20 protein-coding genes (1 of these 20 cut by a window edge) are annotated in these 20,188 nt (G+C 42.7%); 6 read left to right on the forward strand and 14 right to left on the reverse strand.

Features of this window, described 5'->3' with window-relative positions:
* The 5 genes from SPIGRAPES_RS14295 to SPIGRAPES_RS14315 form a co-directional block, all read right to left on the reverse strand.
* Positions 1 to 289: the start of a heavy metal translocating P-type ATPase gene (locus tag SPIGRAPES_RS14295; protein WP_014271465.1), read on the reverse strand. 2,309 nt of this gene lie to the left of the window's left edge; 289 of the gene's 2,598 nt are visible here — the first part of the coding sequence; the start codon lies at positions 287 to 289; its stop codon lies beyond the left edge, outside the window.
* A gap of 13 nt (positions 290 to 302) precedes the next feature.
* On the reverse strand, positions 303 to 677 hold the full coding sequence (locus tag SPIGRAPES_RS14300) for an ArsR/SmtB family transcription factor (protein WP_014271466.1): 375 nt from the start codon (positions 675 to 677) through the stop codon (positions 303 to 305).
* Positions 678 to 1,094: 417 nt separating this feature from the next.
* On the reverse strand, positions 1,095 to 2,669 hold the full coding sequence (locus SPIGRAPES_RS14305) for a recombinase family protein (RefSeq protein ID WP_014271467.1): 1,575 nt from the start codon (positions 2,667 to 2,669) through the stop codon (positions 1,095 to 1,097).
* The gene (locus SPIGRAPES_RS14310; protein ID WP_245535441.1) at positions 2,666 to 2,971 is read right to left on the reverse strand and encodes a recombinase; all 306 of its coding nucleotides are present in this window, start codon (positions 2,969 to 2,971) and stop codon (positions 2,666 to 2,668) included. Before SPIGRAPES_RS14310 ends, SPIGRAPES_RS14305 begins: the two co-directional genes overlap by 4 nt.
* A 117-nt stretch (positions 2,972 to 3,088) precedes the next feature.
* On the reverse strand, positions 3,089 to 4,060 hold the full coding sequence (locus SPIGRAPES_RS14315; protein WP_255528460.1) for a recombinase family protein: 972 nt from the start codon (positions 4,058 to 4,060) through the stop codon (positions 3,089 to 3,091).
* Positions 4,061 to 4,662: 602 nt separating this feature from the next.
* On the opposite strand from SPIGRAPES_RS14315, the gene SPIGRAPES_RS14325 reads away from it, so the two are divergent.
* The 3 genes from SPIGRAPES_RS14325 (at position 4,663) to SPIGRAPES_RS14335 (ending at position 6,912) form a co-directional block, all read left to right on the forward strand.
* Positions 4,663 to 5,094, forward strand: coding sequence for a single-stranded DNA-binding protein (locus tag SPIGRAPES_RS14325; RefSeq protein WP_245535442.1), 432 nt, complete (start codon positions 4,663 to 4,665; stop codon positions 5,092 to 5,094).
* 581 nt (positions 5,095 to 5,675) lie between these two features.
* Positions 5,676 to 6,260, forward strand: a complete 585-nt coding sequence (locus SPIGRAPES_RS14330; RefSeq protein WP_014271470.1) for a TetR/AcrR family transcriptional regulator — start codon at positions 5,676 to 5,678, stop codon at positions 6,258 to 6,260.
* The gene (locus tag SPIGRAPES_RS14335; protein ID WP_014271471.1) at positions 6,247 to 6,912 is read left to right on the forward strand and encodes a CatA-like O-acetyltransferase; all 666 of its coding nucleotides are present in this window, start codon (positions 6,247 to 6,249) and stop codon (positions 6,910 to 6,912) included. The genes SPIGRAPES_RS14330 and SPIGRAPES_RS14335 overlap by 14 nt, the downstream gene beginning before the upstream one ends.
* Positions 6,913 to 7,927: 1,015 nt before the next feature.
* Here the strand turns inward: SPIGRAPES_RS14335 and SPIGRAPES_RS14340 are convergent.
* From SPIGRAPES_RS14340 to SPIGRAPES_RS14380, 9 genes are all read right to left on the reverse strand, one after another.
* Entirely contained in the window at positions 7,928 to 8,650 is a 723-nt protein-coding gene (locus SPIGRAPES_RS14340; RefSeq protein WP_041384715.1) for a lipase family protein, read from the reverse strand.
* A 296-nt stretch (positions 8,651 to 8,946) separates the two neighbouring features.
* Entirely contained in the window at positions 8,947 to 9,471 is a 525-nt protein-coding gene (locus SPIGRAPES_RS14345; protein WP_014271473.1) for a GNAT family N-acetyltransferase, read from the reverse strand.
* A gap of 14 nt (positions 9,472 to 9,485) precedes the next feature.
* Positions 9,486 to 10,793 carry a HAMP domain-containing sensor histidine kinase gene (locus tag SPIGRAPES_RS14350; protein WP_014271474.1) on the reverse strand — a complete coding sequence of 436 codons (1,308 nt, stop codon included), beginning with the start codon at positions 10,791 to 10,793 and terminating at the stop codon, positions 9,486 to 9,488.
* Complete coding sequence (locus tag SPIGRAPES_RS14355; RefSeq protein WP_014271475.1) at positions 10,768 to 11,490, reverse strand: response regulator transcription factor; 723 nt, start codon at positions 11,488 to 11,490, stop codon at positions 10,768 to 10,770. Before SPIGRAPES_RS14355 ends, SPIGRAPES_RS14350 begins: the two co-directional genes overlap by 26 nt.
* Before the next feature lie 43 nt (positions 11,491 to 11,533).
* Entirely contained in the window at positions 11,534 to 11,983 is a 450-nt protein-coding gene (locus SPIGRAPES_RS14360) for a hypothetical protein (protein ID WP_014271476.1), read from the reverse strand.
* Positions 11,973 to 12,794 (reverse strand): phosphatidylserine decarboxylase, encoded by an 822-nt coding sequence (locus SPIGRAPES_RS14365; RefSeq protein ID WP_014271477.1) that lies wholly within the window; start codon positions 12,792 to 12,794, stop codon positions 11,973 to 11,975. The genes SPIGRAPES_RS14360 and SPIGRAPES_RS14365 overlap by 11 nt, the downstream gene beginning before the upstream one ends.
* Positions 12,784 to 13,986: a glycosyltransferase gene (locus SPIGRAPES_RS14370; RefSeq protein ID WP_014271478.1), complete on the reverse strand. Its 1,203-nt coding sequence runs from the start codon at positions 13,984 to 13,986 to the stop codon at positions 12,784 to 12,786. Before SPIGRAPES_RS14370 ends, SPIGRAPES_RS14365 begins: the two co-directional genes overlap by 11 nt.
* Before the next feature lie 14 nt (positions 13,987 to 14,000).
* Positions 14,001 to 14,642, reverse strand: coding sequence for a CDP-alcohol phosphatidyltransferase family protein (locus SPIGRAPES_RS14375; protein ID WP_014271479.1), 642 nt, complete (start codon positions 14,640 to 14,642; stop codon positions 14,001 to 14,003).
* Positions 14,643 to 14,657: 15 nt separating this feature from the next.
* On the reverse strand, positions 14,658 to 15,263 hold the full coding sequence (locus SPIGRAPES_RS14380) for a TVP38/TMEM64 family protein (RefSeq protein WP_014271480.1): 606 nt from the start codon (positions 15,261 to 15,263) through the stop codon (positions 14,658 to 14,660).
* 167 nt (positions 15,264 to 15,430) lie between these two features.
* Between SPIGRAPES_RS14380 and SPIGRAPES_RS17095 the strand changes: the two genes are divergently transcribed.
* The 3 genes from SPIGRAPES_RS17095 to SPIGRAPES_RS14390 all read left to right on the forward strand — a co-directional run bounded on the left by SPIGRAPES_RS17095 (position 15,431) and on the right by SPIGRAPES_RS14390 (position 20,166).
* On the forward strand, positions 15,431 to 15,610 hold the full coding sequence (locus SPIGRAPES_RS17095) for a hypothetical protein (RefSeq protein WP_014271481.1): 180 nt from the start codon (positions 15,431 to 15,433) through the stop codon (positions 15,608 to 15,610).
* Between the two features lie 343 nt (positions 15,611 to 15,953).
* Positions 15,954 to 17,312, forward strand: a complete 1,359-nt coding sequence (locus SPIGRAPES_RS14385) for an ABC transporter substrate-binding protein (protein ID WP_014271482.1) — start codon at positions 15,954 to 15,956, stop codon at positions 17,310 to 17,312.
* The gene (locus SPIGRAPES_RS14390; protein WP_014271483.1) at positions 17,305 to 20,166 is read left to right on the forward strand and encodes a response regulator; all 2,862 of its coding nucleotides are present in this window, start codon (positions 17,305 to 17,307) and stop codon (positions 20,164 to 20,166) included. Before SPIGRAPES_RS14385 ends, SPIGRAPES_RS14390 begins: the two co-directional genes overlap by 8 nt.
* Positions 20,167 to 20,188 lie beyond the last annotated feature (22 nt).

A 20,188-nucleotide genomic window follows, 5' to 3' on the forward strand; every position in this document is an offset into this window, starting at 1 on the left:
TTGCAGCACAATTCGCACAATCAAGTCCTTCAAGTATTAATACTTTTTTATTGCTCTTGCTAATGGATTTTTCTTTCACTGCCACATCCGGTTCGTGCTTGTGCACTATGGTTTCAACCTGCTGTAGTGTATTCTTATACTCTTGCTCTGATTCAGTTTCTAAAGTCAATGTCTTGTTCATGAAGTTCATATAGGCTTTGACTCCATTTAATTTATTAACCTCATCTTCAATTTTAGCTGCACAATTTGCACAATCTAATCCTTCTAAAATTATTTCCTTCTTTAACATCACTGCCCCACCTTTACTTACTTTCTTCTGAAATATGAATTAATCCTTGGTCAAATATTTGCTTTACATGTTCATCTTCAAGGGAGTAGAATACAATCTTTCCTTCTCTTCTGCTCTTTACTAGTTCAGCCTGCTTTAAGACTCTTAGCTGATGAGAAATTGCTGATTGGGTCATATTCAATAAGAATGCAATATCGCAAACGCACATCTCGGCTTCATCTAACGCCCAGATTATCTTAATTCTTGTTGAATCCCCAAAGACCTTAAATAGCTCCGCAAGATCATATAGGGTTTCTTCTTGAGGCATTTTTTCTCGAACTTGGTTAACAGTCTCCTCATGTATAACATCACAGTCACATCTTTCAGTTGGTTGAATTTTCCTTGCCACATTATCACCTCCGATATTATTTCAATTGCATACTTGAACAGTTATTCACATGTTAGTTTTACTACTGCGATAAAAAGAAGTCAATAGATACTTGAACAGTTATTCAAGTGAACGAGCAATGTATTTTCTATTTATACTTGATGAGGGTTTTAACGATTAAAACACCGCCAGATAAAGGATAATTCTCCTCGACTGGCGGTTAGTTATATGCATTATATTTCTACATCAATTTCAGCACTGAGCCTGAACTCAATAGTCAGTTTATCAACTAAGACTGTTAACTTCTCAATAAGCCGTCTCACCAATAGATCATCATATTCTGCGAGTTGACATGACTGCGTTTTCAACCAATGCATTTTGCCTCAGTTCACGCAAGCGGTATATCTCATCAGCCACTTCGTTATAGTGTTGTATCGATTACTCGTCAATTTGGATTTCAATTCCAGACTTAAATTCCACAATGAAATAGTCATCATAAACCGTTATCTTTTCCAAGAGAGTCCTTACATAATCTTCTTCATATTCAGTCAACTCGCAAGGCAGATCGTTAAGGAAACGCATCATCTCATCGAGTCGTGTTCTCAGATCCTGTCGGGATGCCTGCTCATTTTGAAGGGCCTGCTTCTCATCACGCAGCCTTCTAATCTCCATACCAAGCTCATCACCGGTATTCTTAGAATTAACGGTTGCCAATAGCTCCTGCTGCATTGACTTCATCTGTTCATCAATCGCTGCAATCTGATTTGAAGTGACTTCCTCCAGACTACTCTCGATATTCTCTCGCAAAAGAGGAAGGATTGCTTTCTTTTCCCGGAACGCTTCGTTTATGGCCTTGATAACTACCTCATGGAGAAATTCTTCATGAACAGTCCTTGCGGTACAATCTGGACCATCTTTTTCTACCCTGCTGACGCAGCGCCAAACGGTGGACTTACACCCACGATTGTTCCATTTAATTCTGCGGAAGATGTCACCGCAGTGAGCGCAGAACACTATTCCAGATAAAGCGTAGCGGCCACTATAGATTCGTTTGCGCTTTGTGGTGCCTTTGGTAAGGTTTGCGCGTCTTGCGATTTCCTCCTGTACCTTTAGGAAGATATCCTTTGGAATAATAGCTTCATGACTGTCCTCTACATAATATTTAGGAACCTGACCCTTATTAGCTTCACGCTTCTTTTCAAGAATATCCACCGTATAGGTCTTCTGAAGCAAAGCGTCTCCGATGTACTTCTCGTTTGTAAGTATCTGCTTTATATTGCTTTCATGCCATTTTGCATTACCGGCACCGTTCAGAATTCCATCGGCTTCAAGCGACCTTTTTATCTGTAAGAAGCTCTTACCGCTAAGGTACTCTCTATAGATGCGCTTAACGACTTCAGCTTGCTCTGGATCAATGATGAGGTGCCCGTCTGCATCTTTGGTATATCCCAAGAACCAGTTGTGATTGACCTGAACTTTTCCTTGTTGGTATCGGAACTGCAAACCCAGACGAACGTTAGCCGATAATGACTCACTTTCTTGCTGTGCAAGAGAAGCCATAATTGTCATTAGAACTTCACCTTTAGCATCGAGCGTATTGATATTTTCTTTTTCGAAGTAAACGCCGATGTTCTTATTCTTAAGGGCTCTGGTATAATTCAGACAATCAACCGTATTCCTTGCAAATCGGCTGATGGACTTGGTAATAACCATATCTATCTTGCCTTCGTTACAGTCATTAATCATGCGCTGGAATTCATCACGCTTTTTCGTATTCATTCCAGAAATGCCGTCATCGGCATATATCCCGGCCAGCACCCAATCCGGGTGACTATTGATAAACGAAGTGTAATGCTCAATCTGTGTTTCATAGCTGGTTTCCTGCTCATCACTATCAGTGGAAACACGGCAATAAGCAGCTACTCGTGTTTTCTGGACTTTATCGGTTGTTTTCTGTGTACCGATTGTTTTCTTTGCAGGAATAACCGTAACATTGCTGGCTAAGGAAATCATACATCCACCTCGCTTTCTATCAAGCTGTAGACGTATTCTGCCTGTGTAAAAGGATCATCATATTTTATTTGAACCTTTGGCATCTTAAAACCTGTAGCAATCTTGCTCACTTTGGCTGGCTTATCATCAAATACTCTTCCAAGCTTAGCCTGTCGTTTTACACGCTCGGCTTCTGCCGCGACAAAGGTCTCATTATCAATAATCGCCGGGTAATAGTCGTCTCCGAGGTAATGCTTATTTTGCATCATCTTCTTTGCACCTGTGTGGTAAAGCTTAAGTCCGGCGGCTTCTGCTGCTGGCACGTAGGCAAGGCCAGAGAGGTATGCTTTATAGATCTTCTTTACTTGCTTTGCTTTTCTTCATCAATCACCGCTTTACCATTTTCGATTCTGTATCCGTATGGGACATGACTCATATTCTCACAACCTTTCCTTAAGGGTTAAACCGCACTTTAGTGCGAAGCCTATTTCACTTCTGGTGTAAACAGTAATGTGGTCAACATGTGCCTCAAAGGCAACTGCATCAAATTCTGCAAGTCCTGCACTATTGTTTACATACTTTAAGAGCCTGCTTACTGCTTTCGAATTCTCAAGCTCACCATTTACCGAGCGGTACAAGGCTTCCTTTTCATTTCTCAACTCCTCAGCTTCAGCTAAAAGTTCACTATTCTGTTTGGCATATAGTGCAGGCTCGATGTACTGCTTTGAAAGAAGGTTTGTAAGAACCTGCCTTCGGTCAAAGTTCTGTTCCAAAGCCGTCTCAAGCTCGTTAATTCGAGTAAGTGCATTAGCTTGGTCAATGCTTTTAAGGCTATTAAGGAACGGTTGTAAAAGAACCTTTTTGCTAAAAATCAGCTTGTTCACCATATTTACAAAGGCGACCTCAAAATCCGTCTCGTTGATAAAAAGCTGGCCGCACTTATTTTTGTCCTTCAGGTGAGTGTTGCAGGTGTAAGCATAGTATTTAGCCTTACAAGCGGTATGTGTTCTTCTTTTCCAAGTAGCACCGCATTCAGCGCATATTATTTTTCCTGAGAATGGGTATCGGCTCAGGTACTTCTCATCATCCGCCACAATATTCTTTTCTTTAGCACGCTGGACAATAATCGCCTGTGCCGCTTCAAAGTCCTCGGTGCTAATTATTGCGTCATGATGACCTTTGACATAGTACTGCGGCTTTTCACCCCGATTGGTATGCCTGTTAAACTGCGAATCAGTGAATGTTTTCTGAAAGAGCACATCACCCGTATATTTCTCATTTTTCAGGATTTCTTTAACTACCGTTGAGCTCCATTTGCCGCCTCGCTTTGTCAGTGCCTTTTTCTCTCTAAGTGCTTTTGCTATTTTATAGCTGCCTTTTCCAGAAAGGCATTTACTGCATTTTTCGGTCAGAAGAAATTCAACGAACGATTGCGAAGTATGCTATTGGTTCAAACATTCTTCACGCCTCTAGCGCTATTGAGCATCTGACCTTCCCATGGAGTAAAGAAGAAGTTGAAAAGTTCAATAAGCTTGTCGAACCCATGTATAGACTGATGGTTGATAATATTGAACAAAATATTGCTCTAACAAAGCTGCAAGATTTTCTCCTTCCGTTATTAATGAATAGGCAAGTAAGAGTTAAGACTTAGCATTTGTGATTAATGCAATCTTGTCTGAATTCTTGTTTTCTTGACTCGAGTTATCAGTATCACTTCATTATTAGCATCAGTTGAAAATAACTCTTAGGAAAAAATTCGACAGACACCTACAAACGTTCCAATATGGAGGTTAATATGCACGGGAACAAGGTCAGAAAGAGCACCCATTACAGTTCCAAGAAGGCTGTGACCAGGACGAAGAAAACCCCCAAACCCCAAAACTAAATGGCATATTAATCAACGGTATTGTTGAAAATACGAGTGTGCGTATCTTTGGTAAAAATTGACGAAATTGAGTAGTCTAAATTAATAAAAAATCCTGAAAAACTGGAAAAATTCCAGAAAATTAAGTGTTTGCACAAAAAACACTTGCATAGGGTAATCTTGTATCATGGGCAGGTTATCATTGAGGGAAATCTCGTAAAGGATCCAGAAAAGGTTATGGTCGGCGATACCGGCAGGACCCTGGCAAGGTTTCCTCTGGCTGTGAACAGGTATTACAAGAACGGCAACAAGGAACCGGTGGAGGAAGTCTTGTTCATTACCACCCAGGTCTGGGGCCCCCTTGCCGAGGGATGCCTGAATTACCTGCAGAAGGGAAGGGGCGTGAGAGTGGTCGGGAGACTCCGCCAGGAACGATGGAACGATAAGGATGGCGGTAGCCACGAGAGGATCGTGGTGGTAGCCGAGCATGTAGAGTTCAAGCCGGAACAGAATGGGAAAGGAAATCCTCAGGTAAAGAAGGAAGACGAGGAACTGCCAGAGGATATTGAGCTGGAACTTTGAATTTCAAAGGGTAAGCAGCCTTACTGTTTTTCGATGATGTCGGTATACGGGCATTGCTATTTGATATTGCTAAAACCCTACAATTTCTTACTTGATAAAGAAAGGATTTGCAGGGTTTTGTTGACTAACGATTTTTCTGCCTACCTCAAAGGCGTAGCTGCAAAGGTAACATTCGGATATCATTGAATTTCTGATGCTAAAATTATTCAGAATAAATTTTCTAGTTAATACTAAACACAGTAAAACATTAACTGATGTTGTAGGATTGTGTGCCATCAAGAATAAAGCAACCTAAACGAGAAATGAGATCTCAATATCTTTATTTTTAAGGAAGCGCTACATGAGAAAAATTGAGGATTACTCAATCATAAAATGGCAATTACATTCAATATTCTTGTACCTGCGCAGGACACGTTCAAAGCTAAAACAGAAGAGAAGTGGGCTTATCGTTGTTATCATGTATGCTGGAAATCCAATTTTTTCTCGATGGCTTGCTTTTTCCAATTGACAAAAGCGACACGTGTGTCGTATAGTCAAATAAACGACATACGTGTCGCTTATTGCACAGTACAAGAGGTCGTATGCAGAAAAAAAGTGATATCAAGAAAGACCTGATCAAGACAGTTGCAAAGCAGTTGTTCTCCACCAAGGGATACGAGGGCGTAACCATGAAGGACGTCTGTGAGGCTTGCCAGATAAGTCGGGGTGGATTATATCGCTACTATGACTCTCCAAAAGAGATCATGTGTGAAATACTTACCGATGACAAAACTGAGATGGCAAGCATGCTCGAACAAGCCATTGAAGGAAATGTTCCTGCCCTACAACTGTTGAACTACTTTTTGGAGATGATCCGGTCAGACATTCAGTGCAAGGAAAATCGGTTTTCCTTTGTCATTCATGAGTTTGCTTTTGTTGAACCAACCCAAAGCGATTACATGGAAAAAAGGTTTGAAAGCGCAGTTCAGATACTTTCCCGGTTGTTGGACTACGGGAAGAGGACCCATGAATTCAAAGACTTCGACACGCGCATTCTTGCAACCCATATAACTCTTTTCAGGGACAGCATCATCACCTCCTCTGCCTCTCTGAAATTTTCAGACACCTTGATTGATGAGCAACTGAACTATATAAAGGAATCGGTGATACGCCATGCATCAAAATAACTTCACACCAATTGATCTAAAGACTTGGCCACGCGCTCAGGTATTCTATTATTACACCCATATGGCCCCTACAACATATACTGTAAACGTATCCTTGGATGTTTCGGTTCTGAGAAAGACACTTAAAGAAAAAGGATTGAAATTTTTCCCAGCGTATCTTTATCTTGTCACCAAGGCAATAAGCAAGCAGCCAGACTTACGGGTTTCAAATCAAGAAGGAGTGCTGGGGCGTTGGGATGTTCTTACTCCTGCTTATCCACAGTTTCATGCGGATGACAAAACGACTTCATTGTTGTGGACAGAATATTGCAATGACTTCAAGACCTTTTACAAGCATTACATCGAGGATACCGAACGCTATGGAGATAGCCACGGGGTTCTATCCGCAAAAGGCGTCCCCCCTGCAAGTGCCTATATCATATCCTGCATTCCATGGTTCACCTTCAACAGCTTCTCACTTCATAATCATGGCATAAAGGATTACTACGTTCCTTCCTTGGAATCAGGAGCATTTTATGAACAAGAGGGAAAACTGCGTATGCCGTTATCCATCACGGTCCATCATGCTACAACAGATGGTTATGATTTGAAGATATTCTTTGAAGAACTCCAGAATACAATGGATGCACCGGAAGCTTGGTTGGGAGCGTGAAGTCACTTAAAGGGATATAAAGAAACGGACCATCTGAATAGTAGTTGATTGTTTTCATTGGAAGGTGAAGTTCTCTATATGGAATTCACTATTGTAGACCTGGAGTGATAAAAAAAGTTGAAATACCAATAATATTGACAGGTTATAAAATATGCTTTTTCATAACAAATTAGTAGTACATATATAGCAATTACTGAAATACATCCAGAGAGGGAGGATTTGTAAAACCACTGAATAAATTTTAAAAGCTTGGGTTGGTTGGAGTTGTATTTTTATCTTCTCGTTCAATAGAAATGACTGATTCAGATTGTTCATATAATGATTTTTCCAATTTTGCAATGGAGAGCTACTGGTTCTCAATATAAATGCATTTTTGGATATATGAATAATAATAAGTAAAAACAAGTAACCATAGAAAACGTAATACCCAAAGGCTGACAAGCAGGGACTCAGGAAAAGTACCCTGCATCCGGAATCTCCCGCCTTCCCTTGCTGGTGTTTCGGGTATGGTCGCGGAGAAAATCTCTGGGCTGCATGAGCAAGGCCGGTATCTTTCAACGTGGTTTTCGCCACTTTTCTTATCAATTTCAGCAAACAGCCTTTACTATTGGACGGTAAAATGCCGTTACCGCTGGGAGGGCATAGGTTCTGGTTTCTCCCTTTCTCCAGCGTTCCGGATGAGCGGCTTTTATCCCAAGGTGGAATAAGAATTGACGAAATTGAGTAGTCAAAATTATCAAAAATGCTGGGTTTCTAGTAAAACTCCAGAATATTAAGTGTTAGCATAACAAATAGTTGCAAAGGGTATTTCTGTAGTAAGTGTTAGTGGTCATTGATGATGTATGGTTACAATCCCAGGAAGAAAGCAAAATTGGGTAAATTGTGGCATATCTAGGCCGTCAAAAGTAGAAGAGACCTAGAAAATCCAGAAGAGAATATTATTCTGATTTCGTTTTCGACGAAGGCATTTTTGGCAAAGTACTTCTGGACACAAAGAAAGGACTGGCAAAGGTTGTCATTCTATAAGGCTCTTCAGTAAGCCTTGGTCTCTGGAGAGAACATAGGTGAGGGACGTGTCCAAAATGTGGTTGTTCCACTTATTGATGATGGTGAATCCCATAATCGTATCCAAGACTTCCTCTGTTATCGTATGATAAAGTTCTGGATCTAGGTCATCAGGCCAGAAGCGAATGTCCTTTCCATATCTTCCTTCCGGCAAAGGAAGGTCTGGGACAAAATCCGATTCATTGACGATGTTGATGGAATTGGTAAGGGAAGCATCTTCTTCAAAAACCCCAGTGGAAGGGCTTTCAAATGTATAGGTGAAGATCTTGTTCCTTTCTGTATACTCTTTTAGACCCATGGATAATAGATTGGCGACAGCTCCTCCCATACTGTGTCCTACAACAAAGAAGACATTCTTTTCCGACTTTATCTTCTCTTTCGTTTTCTTCATGGTTTTGCTTAGATAGTCCGCAAATTCTGCAAATGTGTTGTCTGCAGCTTGGGAAAAAAAATCGAAAGGGGCTTTCAAGTCGGTCAAAAGATCTTTGAAGGAAGCCGTGCCTCTGACAATAATGAGATAGTAGTTTATCCCGGAATGCTTCTGATGGGCGAAGGCTGCAACTGGCTTTGATATCTCGGTTTCATCAGCTTGAATCCAAAGTTTGGAGTATCCCAACTTCTTGATGGTGCTTTCAATTGCCTTGTTTGATACATAGATGTTTCTTGCCAACACGACTGCCGCTTTTGCCAAGTTGTCGTCATAGCCAAGTGAAGAATTCTGCTGTTACTGAACCTTCCATTTAAGTGTGACAGGAATAGTATTTCCTTTATTCAAAACACATTGGTACGTGAGTGTCTTTGTAGAAACAAATAGGGAATATACTACAAGAACCAGAAAAAGAAGAAACATGAATTTCTTCATAGAGACGAGCCTATGGAATTTTTTCATCGGTTTTAATCCAGATATATGAATGACAACGACAGCAAAAGAGAACAAGGGTGTCCCCAAAACTTTACAAAACCTACACCTCAGGTTGATTCCATTTTTTTCTCGAAACGGAACATCCCCTCAAAATCATCACCCTTTCCGTCATCCGTTTCATTTGGATCCTTGTGATGGGAGTTATAGAACTCCACGATATGAAACCCACAGCGATTCACGTAGAAGTGTATGTTTCTCTTTTCAAAGTAGGGAGTGTAGGTCTCCCATATTTTAACCTGTGGGTACATTTCTTCAACAGCACACCAAGTTTCGTAGCCTATTCCTTTACCATGCACATCAGGAGCCACAAACAACAGATCCAGATGCCCTTTGCCCCCTTTTATATTTACTACCAACCCCCCGACGATCTGACCATCGGCTACAATACGATAGGCGATACCGTTCTTTATGGAGTGCAGGATCGTTTTCCTGGAGATGATCTCACCGTCTTCTTCAAAATGATTATCCCTTAATCCAAATTCCTCCATGGCACCATATCGGAAAGCCTTCTGGTTGTCCAAAACAAACTGTTCTGTTTCAGTACTTTCCAGAGGAAGTAGAAGTATTCTCATCGTGACCAAACCTCCTATTGTTTTGGAAACAACAAAGTTATCTCAAATACCATATCTGTCTGTTCCACCGTACATAGTCCATTCATTTGCTGCATTATTGTCTGGATGCTTTCAATTCCAATCCCATTGCTTTCCACCTGTTGTTGTGAAACCATACATCCATTCAACACCGAAAAGCCACAATAGTTATCAGAATCAACAGTTACTATTCTGATTTCTGACGAAGGTTCCGCGTACTTTGAAATGTTTGAAATGATGTTCTCAAAAACTCGTTGAATATATTCGGTCTTTACCTGAACGAAGTAGGAACCCCACTCTAGATTTGAAACGACAAAAAAACAACGTGCCTCCAAATCAGACACGAAGCTGTCGATTGCATCTTGGAATGCCTGCTCCATCCCGATAGGTTCAGTCTGTTTTGTATGGGAATTATCCAAGGAATATTCGAACAGATGATTCGATATCAGCTTCATGTGATGTGCCTTTGCATCTATTTTCCTCAGATAGTCCTGAAGCTCAGAGTCCGTAGAATAACGATGGGACCTCAGTATCTCAAGATACAGCATGATACCTGTAAGAGGAGTTCTCAGATCGTGTGACATTTCCGTCACAAGTTGTTTGTTCGCCTGATAGAGTTGTCGTTCAGTCTCCATTTGATGCAGGAAGGATATTCTCATTCTGTTCATGCTTTTTGCCAAATCCGTAATCTCGTTATTCCCTTCAACGGACACATGGTATTCCAGATTTCCACCCTCAAGAATCTGCACCTCTTCATTTAACCGGCAGATGTAGTGGATCAACTTTCGATTGCCACGTAAGAAGAGAAACACGAACAAGACAAGCGAGACAATGAACGAAAGAGCCGTTCCAAGCAAATGATACTGGTAGGTGAAGTCAGAATACAGGAATGCCACAGCTGGCCCGTCTGTCAACTGCAGACTGACCATATTGTTCGAATCATCTTTTCCTGCACCATAGAGAAGTTCGCTTTGCTGAACATCATAGAAGGAACTGTAGATACATTCGTTTGCACGATACAGCTCCAATAAGATTACCGGTTGCCGATACTCCCATTTTTTAAGCAATCCCAAATTCCTGTCGGAGATACTGTTTTCATTGATAAAATTCTGAAGGCTCTTTCCTTGCATTCGGATATGAGTCTGCTCAAAACCGGCCTTTTCAGAATAGTTATTCAGAAAAGTATCCATAGAATAGTAGAGAACGAAAAACACAATACCGCAGATCAACACAGAGATTACTATCGAAAGTACAAATCGGCTTCTCAACCCATAAAGCTTAGGAGCATGGTTTTTCTGTTTCATAACGGTACCCCTTCCCCCAGACATTTCTGATGTAGCATGGATTCTGGGGATCATCCTCTATTTTTGTGCGAAGCTTCCTGATATGTACCATGATTGTGCTGTTTGCACTGTAGAAATAAGGTTCATTCCATACACTTTCATAAATAGTATGTGTTGAGAAAATTCTTTGGGGATGTTGGATCAAAAGTGCAAGAATCCTATATTCGATTTCTGTCAGATCCAGGGGTACTCCGTTCTTCCAGACTTCATTTCGGTCCAGTGCAATTTTCAGCCGTCCTGAGGTCAGAATCTGGTCTTTATCCAAAGCCATCGTCTGTTTTTTTTCACGATAGACACAGTATCTACGTAGCAATGCTTTGACTCGGGCAATCAACTCTGCATAGGAAAATGGCTTGGACAGATAATCATCACCTCCGGCTGTAAGCCCTATGGTTTTGTCTGACTCCTGGAACTTGGCTGTAAGAAACAGTATTGGCACAGTGGAAGTCTTACGAATTTCCTCACAGACCTTTATGCCTGATATCCCTGGAAGCATAACGTCCAGTATCACAAGATCAATAGTATCGTTCATCTGGTGTAACGCTTCTTCACCTGAAGCAGCTTCTCGCACAATGTAGCCTTCTCCTCCAAGCAGAATACGAATTCCTTCTCGGATTGCCGGCTCATCTTCTACAACCAATATTACCTGTGAACTCATGGGAGCATACCTCTTTTCCCTGTATTTTTTACTATTCTTCCATTCATATCAACACAATTCTTTCCTTGCCACAACAGCATTCTGAAATCGCCTTTTCAGAATAGAACAGCAAATCCGGCGTAGCCAGCTCACGAAACAAAGCAAAGGCAGTTGAGCCTTTAGCATCTGGGCGAACCATCGAGATAGGGAAAAGTATATAGGTAACAAGGTTCACGGATAAACCATCAAAATGGGCAATAATGAACTGCAGACCATTGTCTTTCCTATTCTTCACACAAATGCGAAAGTTGGCAACCCAGAACAAATAACCCCTCAAGTTGGTCAAAATCGTCCAAGGAAGGAATGGAATGGCATCATCCGCAATGGTAGAGAAGCAGAAGTGCTTCCATTTTACTGCAATGTATCGACCATTGTCATAGGCAAGGATATTAAAAAAAGCTGTGCCGGAAAACAGCAGCATATCCCGTACTGACAAGAATGGATTACGTTTCATTTCGCAATACTCCAATTCCTTCACCTAAGGAGACTATCGTTTCTGCTACTCCCCCGAATGTCTTCATGGATGGGGGAAAGAGTTCAAGACGTTCTTTGATTGAAGGGGGCAAGAGAAGTATGATGGTAGAACCGGCAAGTTCAAAATTCCCCATCTCATCCCCACGACAAACCCAGCCTTGTTCCTTTGCAAAGGCAACTCCACCAACCATCATGGCTCCCACCTCAATCTGTATGACGGTCTCAAAATGTACTGTTTCCAAAATACTCCACCACCTTCGGTTCAAGCGGTATACCGGGACCGCTTCGCAGGCAATAGGCTGAACGCTATGAAGTTCTCCGGGGATATAGTGGGTTTCCAACAGATTGGCGTCATCAAAACAGCAGAAATGATGATAGTCCTTTGCCTGTAACCGAAAGACAAGGCAAAGGCCATCACGATAGCATTCTACCCAATCCTGGTGGGGAATCAGATCATCCAGACGATACCTCGAGCCCTTCATGGGTATTATCATTTCGTCAGAGATGGGGAACACTGCAAGCAACCCGTCGCAAGGACTGACCAACACCTCCGGGGTGGCAACATAGTGCGGGGTATCCTTTGACCTTGCAAAGAAAGCTGCAAAAGAATCATATCGCTGACCTTCAAAGGGGGTCATATCCATCTTATGCCTCGCTATGTAGCCAGGAATCAGCATGCGTGACATATTTGTCTTCAGAAACCGAGATCCCACACGAAACATTCCTGTGCGCATAATCAGTTTCATGAGAAAACGTCCCAAGGTTTTCTGATATAAGAAATCAATGCTCATATCGTTGTACTCGTTGAAAGCTGTCTTCGGGGTACAGCCTTACTGTTTTTGTGACTGACTGATATACGCGTTCAACTGCATCAGCTAAATGCCTTTTATCAAATCTTCTGGCAATATCTCTACTGCAATCTGAAGCTTTGTTCCTGAAGATACGATCATTTTGGAAACACAAAACGGCTGTTTCGAACTCCTTTACCGTTTCAAACACGAATCCATTCTCTCCCTCTGCAATGATTCCCTGTAGGCAAGGAGCCTTTCTGCAGACAAGGGGAAGGCCGTTCGCTGCAGCCTCAACATAGACAAGCCCCTGTGTTTCACTTGTTGAAGCACTGACAAAGACATCTGCTATCTGATAGTATCTATGCACCTCATGTTGGGGGACTGCTCCAGCAAAAACCACATTGTCATTGATGTGTAAATGCTCCGCCCAGTCTTCCAAACCACCCCTTGCCGGACCATCCCCAACGATGAAGAGTACAGTATCCGGTCTTTCATCCACAAACCATGAAAAGGCAATCATCAGTTCATCAATGTTTTTCTCTACCCCGAGCCGTCCCAAATAGAGCATTACAAATGCATTCTCTGCAATCCTGTATCTGTATCGCAATTCCTGTATCTCCTCCTCGGTACTACGCTGTTGATGTTGCTCCAATGCGATTCCTGGCGGAATAATTGATATATTCTGCTCGACTCCATAGCCCTTCAGAACAGTAGAGGTTATTGTTGAAGGGGCTATCACTGCACTGACATGTCTCAGGCATTGCTTTGAATACATGCGGACCAGATTCTTGCCAATCAGTTTATTTGAGATTATATAGCCAACATAGTTTTCATACAGAGTGTGATAGGTATGAACTATCGGTGAATCGGTACGCTTGGAAATGTGCCTTGCAAAACGAAATGTAAAGAACTCACATTGGCTATGAATGACATCAGGCTTCCATTCGATCAATTCATCGGACAGTCTGTCAAAAACTGCCAGAGATCCCCGAAGTTCTGGATAAATCCTATCCAAGGAAAAAGCCCTGATATAATAGACCTTGTCTTGGACAAAGCTGGAACAATCCCATGAGAGTGTCAGAACACGCACATCATGACCTTTGCTGCGCAGCTCGTCAAATAGATTGTTTACTAAGGTCACCACTCCATTGGTGGAAACAGAATAAAGGTCTGTCGTAATCAATATCTTCATTTACATCTTCTCCTTCAAGCCACCACAGAGGAAAACATCACATACAGGATTTCCATAACACCACAAAGCAAAATGCACAGCTTTCCCCTAATCTTGGGCTTTTTCAGCGGAAAGGGAAGCAGAAACAGAATTGACATACTGAAAAGTGCCAGGAGAGCAATGCTTGGTTCCAGAGACAGCTTATTGATGGTGGCATAGATGACCGGAAGAAACAGTGCAGAAAGAGTAACTGGCATTCCATAACAGAGTTCCCTGGAAGTCGTGCTGTGCTTCTGTCGTTCCTGCTCATCTACGTTAAAATAGGCAAGCCGGATCAATGCACAAAGAACATACAGGGCAGAAACCGCTAAAGCCAGATGGTTATAGTTCTTGTTCAGGGTATATACTATCGAAGCAGGAAGAATTCCAAAGCAGATCAGATCACTGAGGGAGTCTATCTCAATACCAAAGCATTTCTCAGGATTTGTACGTTTCCTTGTGGATGCGATGGCACCGTCAAACATATCGCAAAGCCCCGCAAACATCAGGCAAATGACGCCCCCTAGGACGTTGGCCTCAAAAGTAGAGACGATACCGACAAATCCAGTAAGCATGCCAATGTAAGTCAATACCACCGTATAGTTGTAGAAGCCCAGTAGCTTTTGTTCAAGATTCATTATAGTTTCTCCTTGTTATTGAATAAGGGAAAAGCCGAGGCTATATGCCAAAATGCACCAAGGTTTTCCCAGACAGATTATCCAGGCAAATCGTCTGGCAGTCATTTTTGATACTCCGGTCAGATAACACAGGAAATCATCTGGGAAGAGTGGCAACAGCATTGCCAAAAAAAGAAATGCCGTATAGGAGTGGCTTTTCGATGCCCATGCAGACCATCTTTTGTACTTGTCCTGTGGAAACAGTTCCTGCAACAATGGCATTCCGAATTTTTTTGCAAGAGAAAAAGCAATGAGAGAGCCCCCACTAATTCCAATGTAATTACACAAGAATCCTAGAAAGGGGCCGAACATTACCGAGCCCACGGCACAGCCGAGAAAACCAGGAAGAATAGGTATAACAACTTGCAATGCCTGAAAGGAGGTTAGGAAAACTGGACCAAGTGCACCATATTGTCCAATAAACTTCTGAAGAGATTCTACAGAATTGAACTTTCCTTCAAAATACGCTTTGGAGATTATACAAACGAAACCTAAAAATGCAGCTACCAGAACGATGGAGAGCCAACGGATGGATTGTTGGCGTTTTGTCCTCTGATTATTTTGCGTTTGATTTCGTTCCATATGATCAGCCCCCGTAACTGGACATTGTTAATCTGTTTTGTTCATGTTACCAAGAGAGAATTAATAATTACGTATAGCAATCCTTAAGAATTCTAAAGATTAGAAGCACAAGATACCTGAACAAGTAGAGAGTTTGCGCACTTTGTAACCTGCTTAGTTGAGTCGAGATGCATGATGAGGGCGTCAGGGGACCATTTGTTCCCCTTGGGCGTGTCTGTCATGAACACGAAGTGCTTGCTATTGCTGTCAATCTTTTTAGCAGGCCCCTTGGCGGTTCCGTTCTCATAGTCTCAGTCCTAGGCAAAATCCGCATTGCATTCCAAAGCTTCAGTCAGGTTGGACTTTAGATGCCAGACGGACCCCTTTTTCTTTTCGTGATGGAGGGTCCTTCCACAACTTCCCAAGATTTCAGCGATTTTGCTGACAGTCGTTTTTTTCTGTAGCAACTTCTGGATAGTGAACTTCTTTTCATGGTTCGGATATGGTCTTTTCCTTAGGTTTGGTTTCTTCTCCCAAACATTTTGCTTTGCTGGTTTTTCCTATTACTACCGAAGGTTACCATACCAGACTATGGATTTGTTTTGATTTACAGCCATACCTGCGCTATAGTCAAAATAGCCAGAATGGAAGCGCAATAACGCTTGTTGCTTCTCGGTTTCCTCCTGCCTTTATGATTGGAGTCATATTTATATGCGTACAAAAAGATATGTATGGGTATTCTTGTCATTGTCAGTATGTATTGCGCTAACCGTTATTACATCCTGCGCAAAGGTGAATGGGTCCGAAGAAAGAGAAGGCCAACAGCAAAAAGCCTTTGTGTTCCAAGGAAAAACCACTTCTCCCATCACCTTTCTTTCTACACAGATGAATCCTGTTGAAGAAGCCGGGAAAATGCGAAAGGTTATATTGAAGGACTTTCCGGGCATAGTTGATTTCAGACCGAATGATAGCAGTTTCCTTTCGGTGCAAATCGATTCAGTCCTGGAAAAGGATCCCTCGGCATCTGTCCTTATAGGCGCGCTGCATGGAGACCTCCTTACCTTGTCCGAAAAAGACGCGCTACAGCCAGTTGATTCAATATATGGGAAATTAGCAGAAAGAAGCTTTCCCGAAAGCCTGTTGGAATTGACCCGTATGAATGGGAGAGATATGTTTTATGTTCCTTGGATGCAAGCGTCTTTCGTGATGGTAGCAAATAAAAAAGCACTCGCTTACCTTCCGTTGGGAGCTGACCTCGATGAGCTTTCTTATGAACAGCTTGCACTCTGGTCGAAAAATATTTTTGAACAGACGGGGATGAAGGCACTGGGCTTTCCATCTGGTGCCAAAGGCTTGATGCATCGGTTTTTCCAAGGGTATCTCTATCCATCCTTTACCGCAAGCACGCTTGTTAAATTCCGCGGGGAAGATGCAAAAAGAATGTGGGAATATTTCAAGGATCTTTGGAGCGTCGTGGCACCCAGCTCGCTGGTGTATTCGACGATGGCCGATCCTCTCCTCGCGGGAGACGTTTGGATTGCCTGGGATCATACGGCACGTTTGGTAAAGGTATTCGAGAATTTGCCTGATGATTTTGTTGCTTTTCCTGCCCCTGTCGGACCTAAGGGACGGGGATACATGCCTGTAATCTCGGGGATTGCAATCCCTAAAAAAACAGTTGATATCCAGGATCCTTCTTTGCTCATGGACTACCTGACCCAAGAGGTGATCCAAAACCGGGTCCTGGCTGAAACCGGTTTTTTTCCTGTCTTGAATTCCTTGTCCGACAGTGGAATCCCAAAAAGTTGCAGGGACTTGAATATGGCCATAGAGAAACAAGTCAATTCGCAAAATTCAATCCTCACTCTTCTCCCGATTGGATTAGGTGAGAGCGGTGGCGATTTCGATAATTACTATATGCTTACCTTTTCCGAAATTGTCCTGGATGGGAAGGATATCCAGACAGTATTAGACGCATACGCTCTTGAACTGCAAAAAATCATTACCCTGGAAAACGCATCCTGCTGGCTTCCTGATCATGTGGAAGGGAGGCCGTGCAAAATTGAATGAACGACTGCAATTCAAAATACTGTCAACTATCTCAATTCTGATAATTTCCCTATCGGTCATCGTCTTTTCCGTTGGGATATATATGTATTTCAATTTGGGAAAGCTTGGAACCGATTTGCCAGTCGAATCGGTCGATCAGGTAAGGAATATTGCAAATATCATGCCTCTTATTTCCGAGCTTTCACTGAATCTTGATGCAATTGTTGCTAAAAACAAGAAAATCGACTGGGGAAATCTTGGTTTCACGAACAGCAAAATAAAAGTCACTCTTGGCCTCATTAAGTTGGATTTCAACGGAAAAACACCATACAATCTCTCAATTATATTGGATGAAATCAGTCTCTTAAGCGAGGACATTGACCGGATGATCTCAGAAAATACATCCTTGGGTACAACTGACGCGATTCTTGTCAAGAACAAGATTGAGTACATTTATTCAGAGCTACGGGATTATATTTTACGGATAAACAACGCTACGCTTACGGTACTTGAAAAGCAAAAGAATGAAATCGAAAAACTCAAGGATGCGATGCTCCTTTTCTCTCTCATTGCACTGGGCGGAGCGACACTTACGTTTATTCTGTTGATGAATCAGAAAAAGACTCTGTATCAGCTTGAAAAAACGAGAGGAATCGCGATAGCGAACTCCAACGCCAAAAGTGAGTTCCTATCAAACATGAGCCATGAGATACGCACCCCCATGAATGCGATAATCGGTCTGACCTATCTTGCACTTAAGACCAATCTTACACCTAGCCAAAGGGATTATCTGAAACGAATACAGATTTCCAGCCAGCATCTTCTGGGCATAATCAATGATATACTGGATTTTTCGAAAATTGAAGCCGGAAAAATGTCATTGGAAAGCATACCCTTCGAGCTGGAGAAAGTGTTGGACAATGTCGCTAACCTCACTGCCGAAAAAGCAAGCGCCAAGGGCCTTGAACTGATATTTGTCGTGGATTCTGATGTTCCAAATCATCTTATCGGTGATCCACTAAGATTGGGACAAGTTCTTATCAACTATGCAAACAATGCGGTTAAGTTCACAGAGAAAGGGGAAATCAGCATTCATATACACGTCAAGAACGATACTGAGAGTGATGTATTGCTACATTTCGAGGTCAGGGACACGGGTGTCGGAATTTCCGAAGATTACAAACGCCAACTTTTTCACAGTTTTCAACAGGCTGACAATTCCGTAACCCGGAGGTACGGAGGAACGGGTCTTGGGTTGGCAATTTCTAAAAAACTGTCGCAAATGATGGGTGGCGAAGTTGGTGTCGAGAGTGTTTTTGGCCAGGGCTCGACATTCTGGTTTACTGCCTTGATCGGCAAAAGTAACGAGAAACAAAGAAGTTATGTGCCCGTTTCTGATCTTCGGGGGCTGCGGGTTCTGGTCGTAGACGACAATGAACATGCTCGGGCGGTCATAACGGATATGCTGGAGAATATGACGTTTCGCGTGACTCCGGTATCCTCCGGAGCCGCAGCCCTTGAGGAAATTGCGAAAGAGAAGCGTAAAGAAGAGTATTTTGACCTTGTGTTCCTTGACTGGCAAATGCCTGTGATGAACGGAATAGAAACTGCAAGGCGTATAAAGGAAATTGCCCTCGATCCAGCGCCGCATCTGGTTATCATCACCGCGTATGGGCGGGAGGAAGTCATACGTGAGGCAGAGGAAGAGGGAATCGAGAACGTGCTTATCAAACCGGTAGGGGCTTCACTCCTTTTTGACACAGCAATGCATTTACTCCGAAAACAGGGGAATGAAACAAGATCCGAGATAGGGCAAATGCCACCTCTTGGCGAGGCTGGTTCGGGAATTGGCGGTGCAAGAGTCCTGCTTGTAGAAGACAATGAGGAAAATCAACTCGTAGCCATGGAGATACTCAGGGAAGCAGGGTGCGTGGTAAGCGTTGCTTCCAATGGCAAGGAAGCTATCGCGAAAGTACAGCAGGCTGCCGTTGACATCATTCTGATGGACGTGCAGATGCCAGTAATGGATGGTTTGGCGGCAACCCGGGAGATTCGACGGCTTCCTTATTATGCAAACCTTCCAATAATAGCCATGACGGCCAATGCCATGAAAGAGGATAGGGATCACTGCCTTGAAGCGGGCATGAATGATTACATTACAAAGCCTATTGATCCCAAGACGCTCTTTGCCGTAATTGGCAAATATTATACAGCCAGTATGAATGTTATTTCCCCTTCATGTATCTCAAGTGAGTGTTCCTCATCGCTTATGGTGCCGAAGATTCATGGTCTTGACCTAGAGGCAAGCCTTAAGCGGGTTATGGGAAACAAGTATCTCTATCTGGACCTGCTTAAAAGATTTGTGGCAGGACAACAGGAAACTCCCCTCAAGATTCGTGCCGCACTTATGAACAAGGATCGGCATCTTGCCGAGCGATTGGCTCATACGTTGAAAGGGGTTGCCGGAAATATCGATGCATCGGAGCTTCATACTGCTGCCGGGGAATTGGAACATGCGATCAATGCCGGGGTGTCAGACGCAGAGATCGATGAAATGCAAAAGAAAATTGAATCCATTGTTGCTGAAACGATACAAGACATCAAGATTGGGATTGAGACAACAATGCAGGGCGATACGGTTAGCCCGAAACAAACTACTGGAGGCCGGTCGCTTGCAGAAATTTTGGAGACGCTTACCTATTATGCAAATGAGAGTGACAGTGAGGCTCTGGACTATCTGGGATCTGTCCTTACGGATTTATACGCGGGGTGCGAGAGGGAACAGGTGGAGCTTCTTGTCATATCGCTCCGTAACTTCGATTTTGCATCTGCCCTTGGGATTTTGAAAATTCTTTCTGGGCATCAATCCAAATGAAATTGCCAAAGGGCGAAAGGAG

This window comes from Sphaerochaeta pleomorpha str. Grapes (assembly GCF_000236685.1).
In the GTDB taxonomy this organism is placed as follows: domain Bacteria; phylum Spirochaetota; class Spirochaetia; order Sphaerochaetales; family Sphaerochaetaceae; genus Sphaerochaeta; species Sphaerochaeta pleomorpha.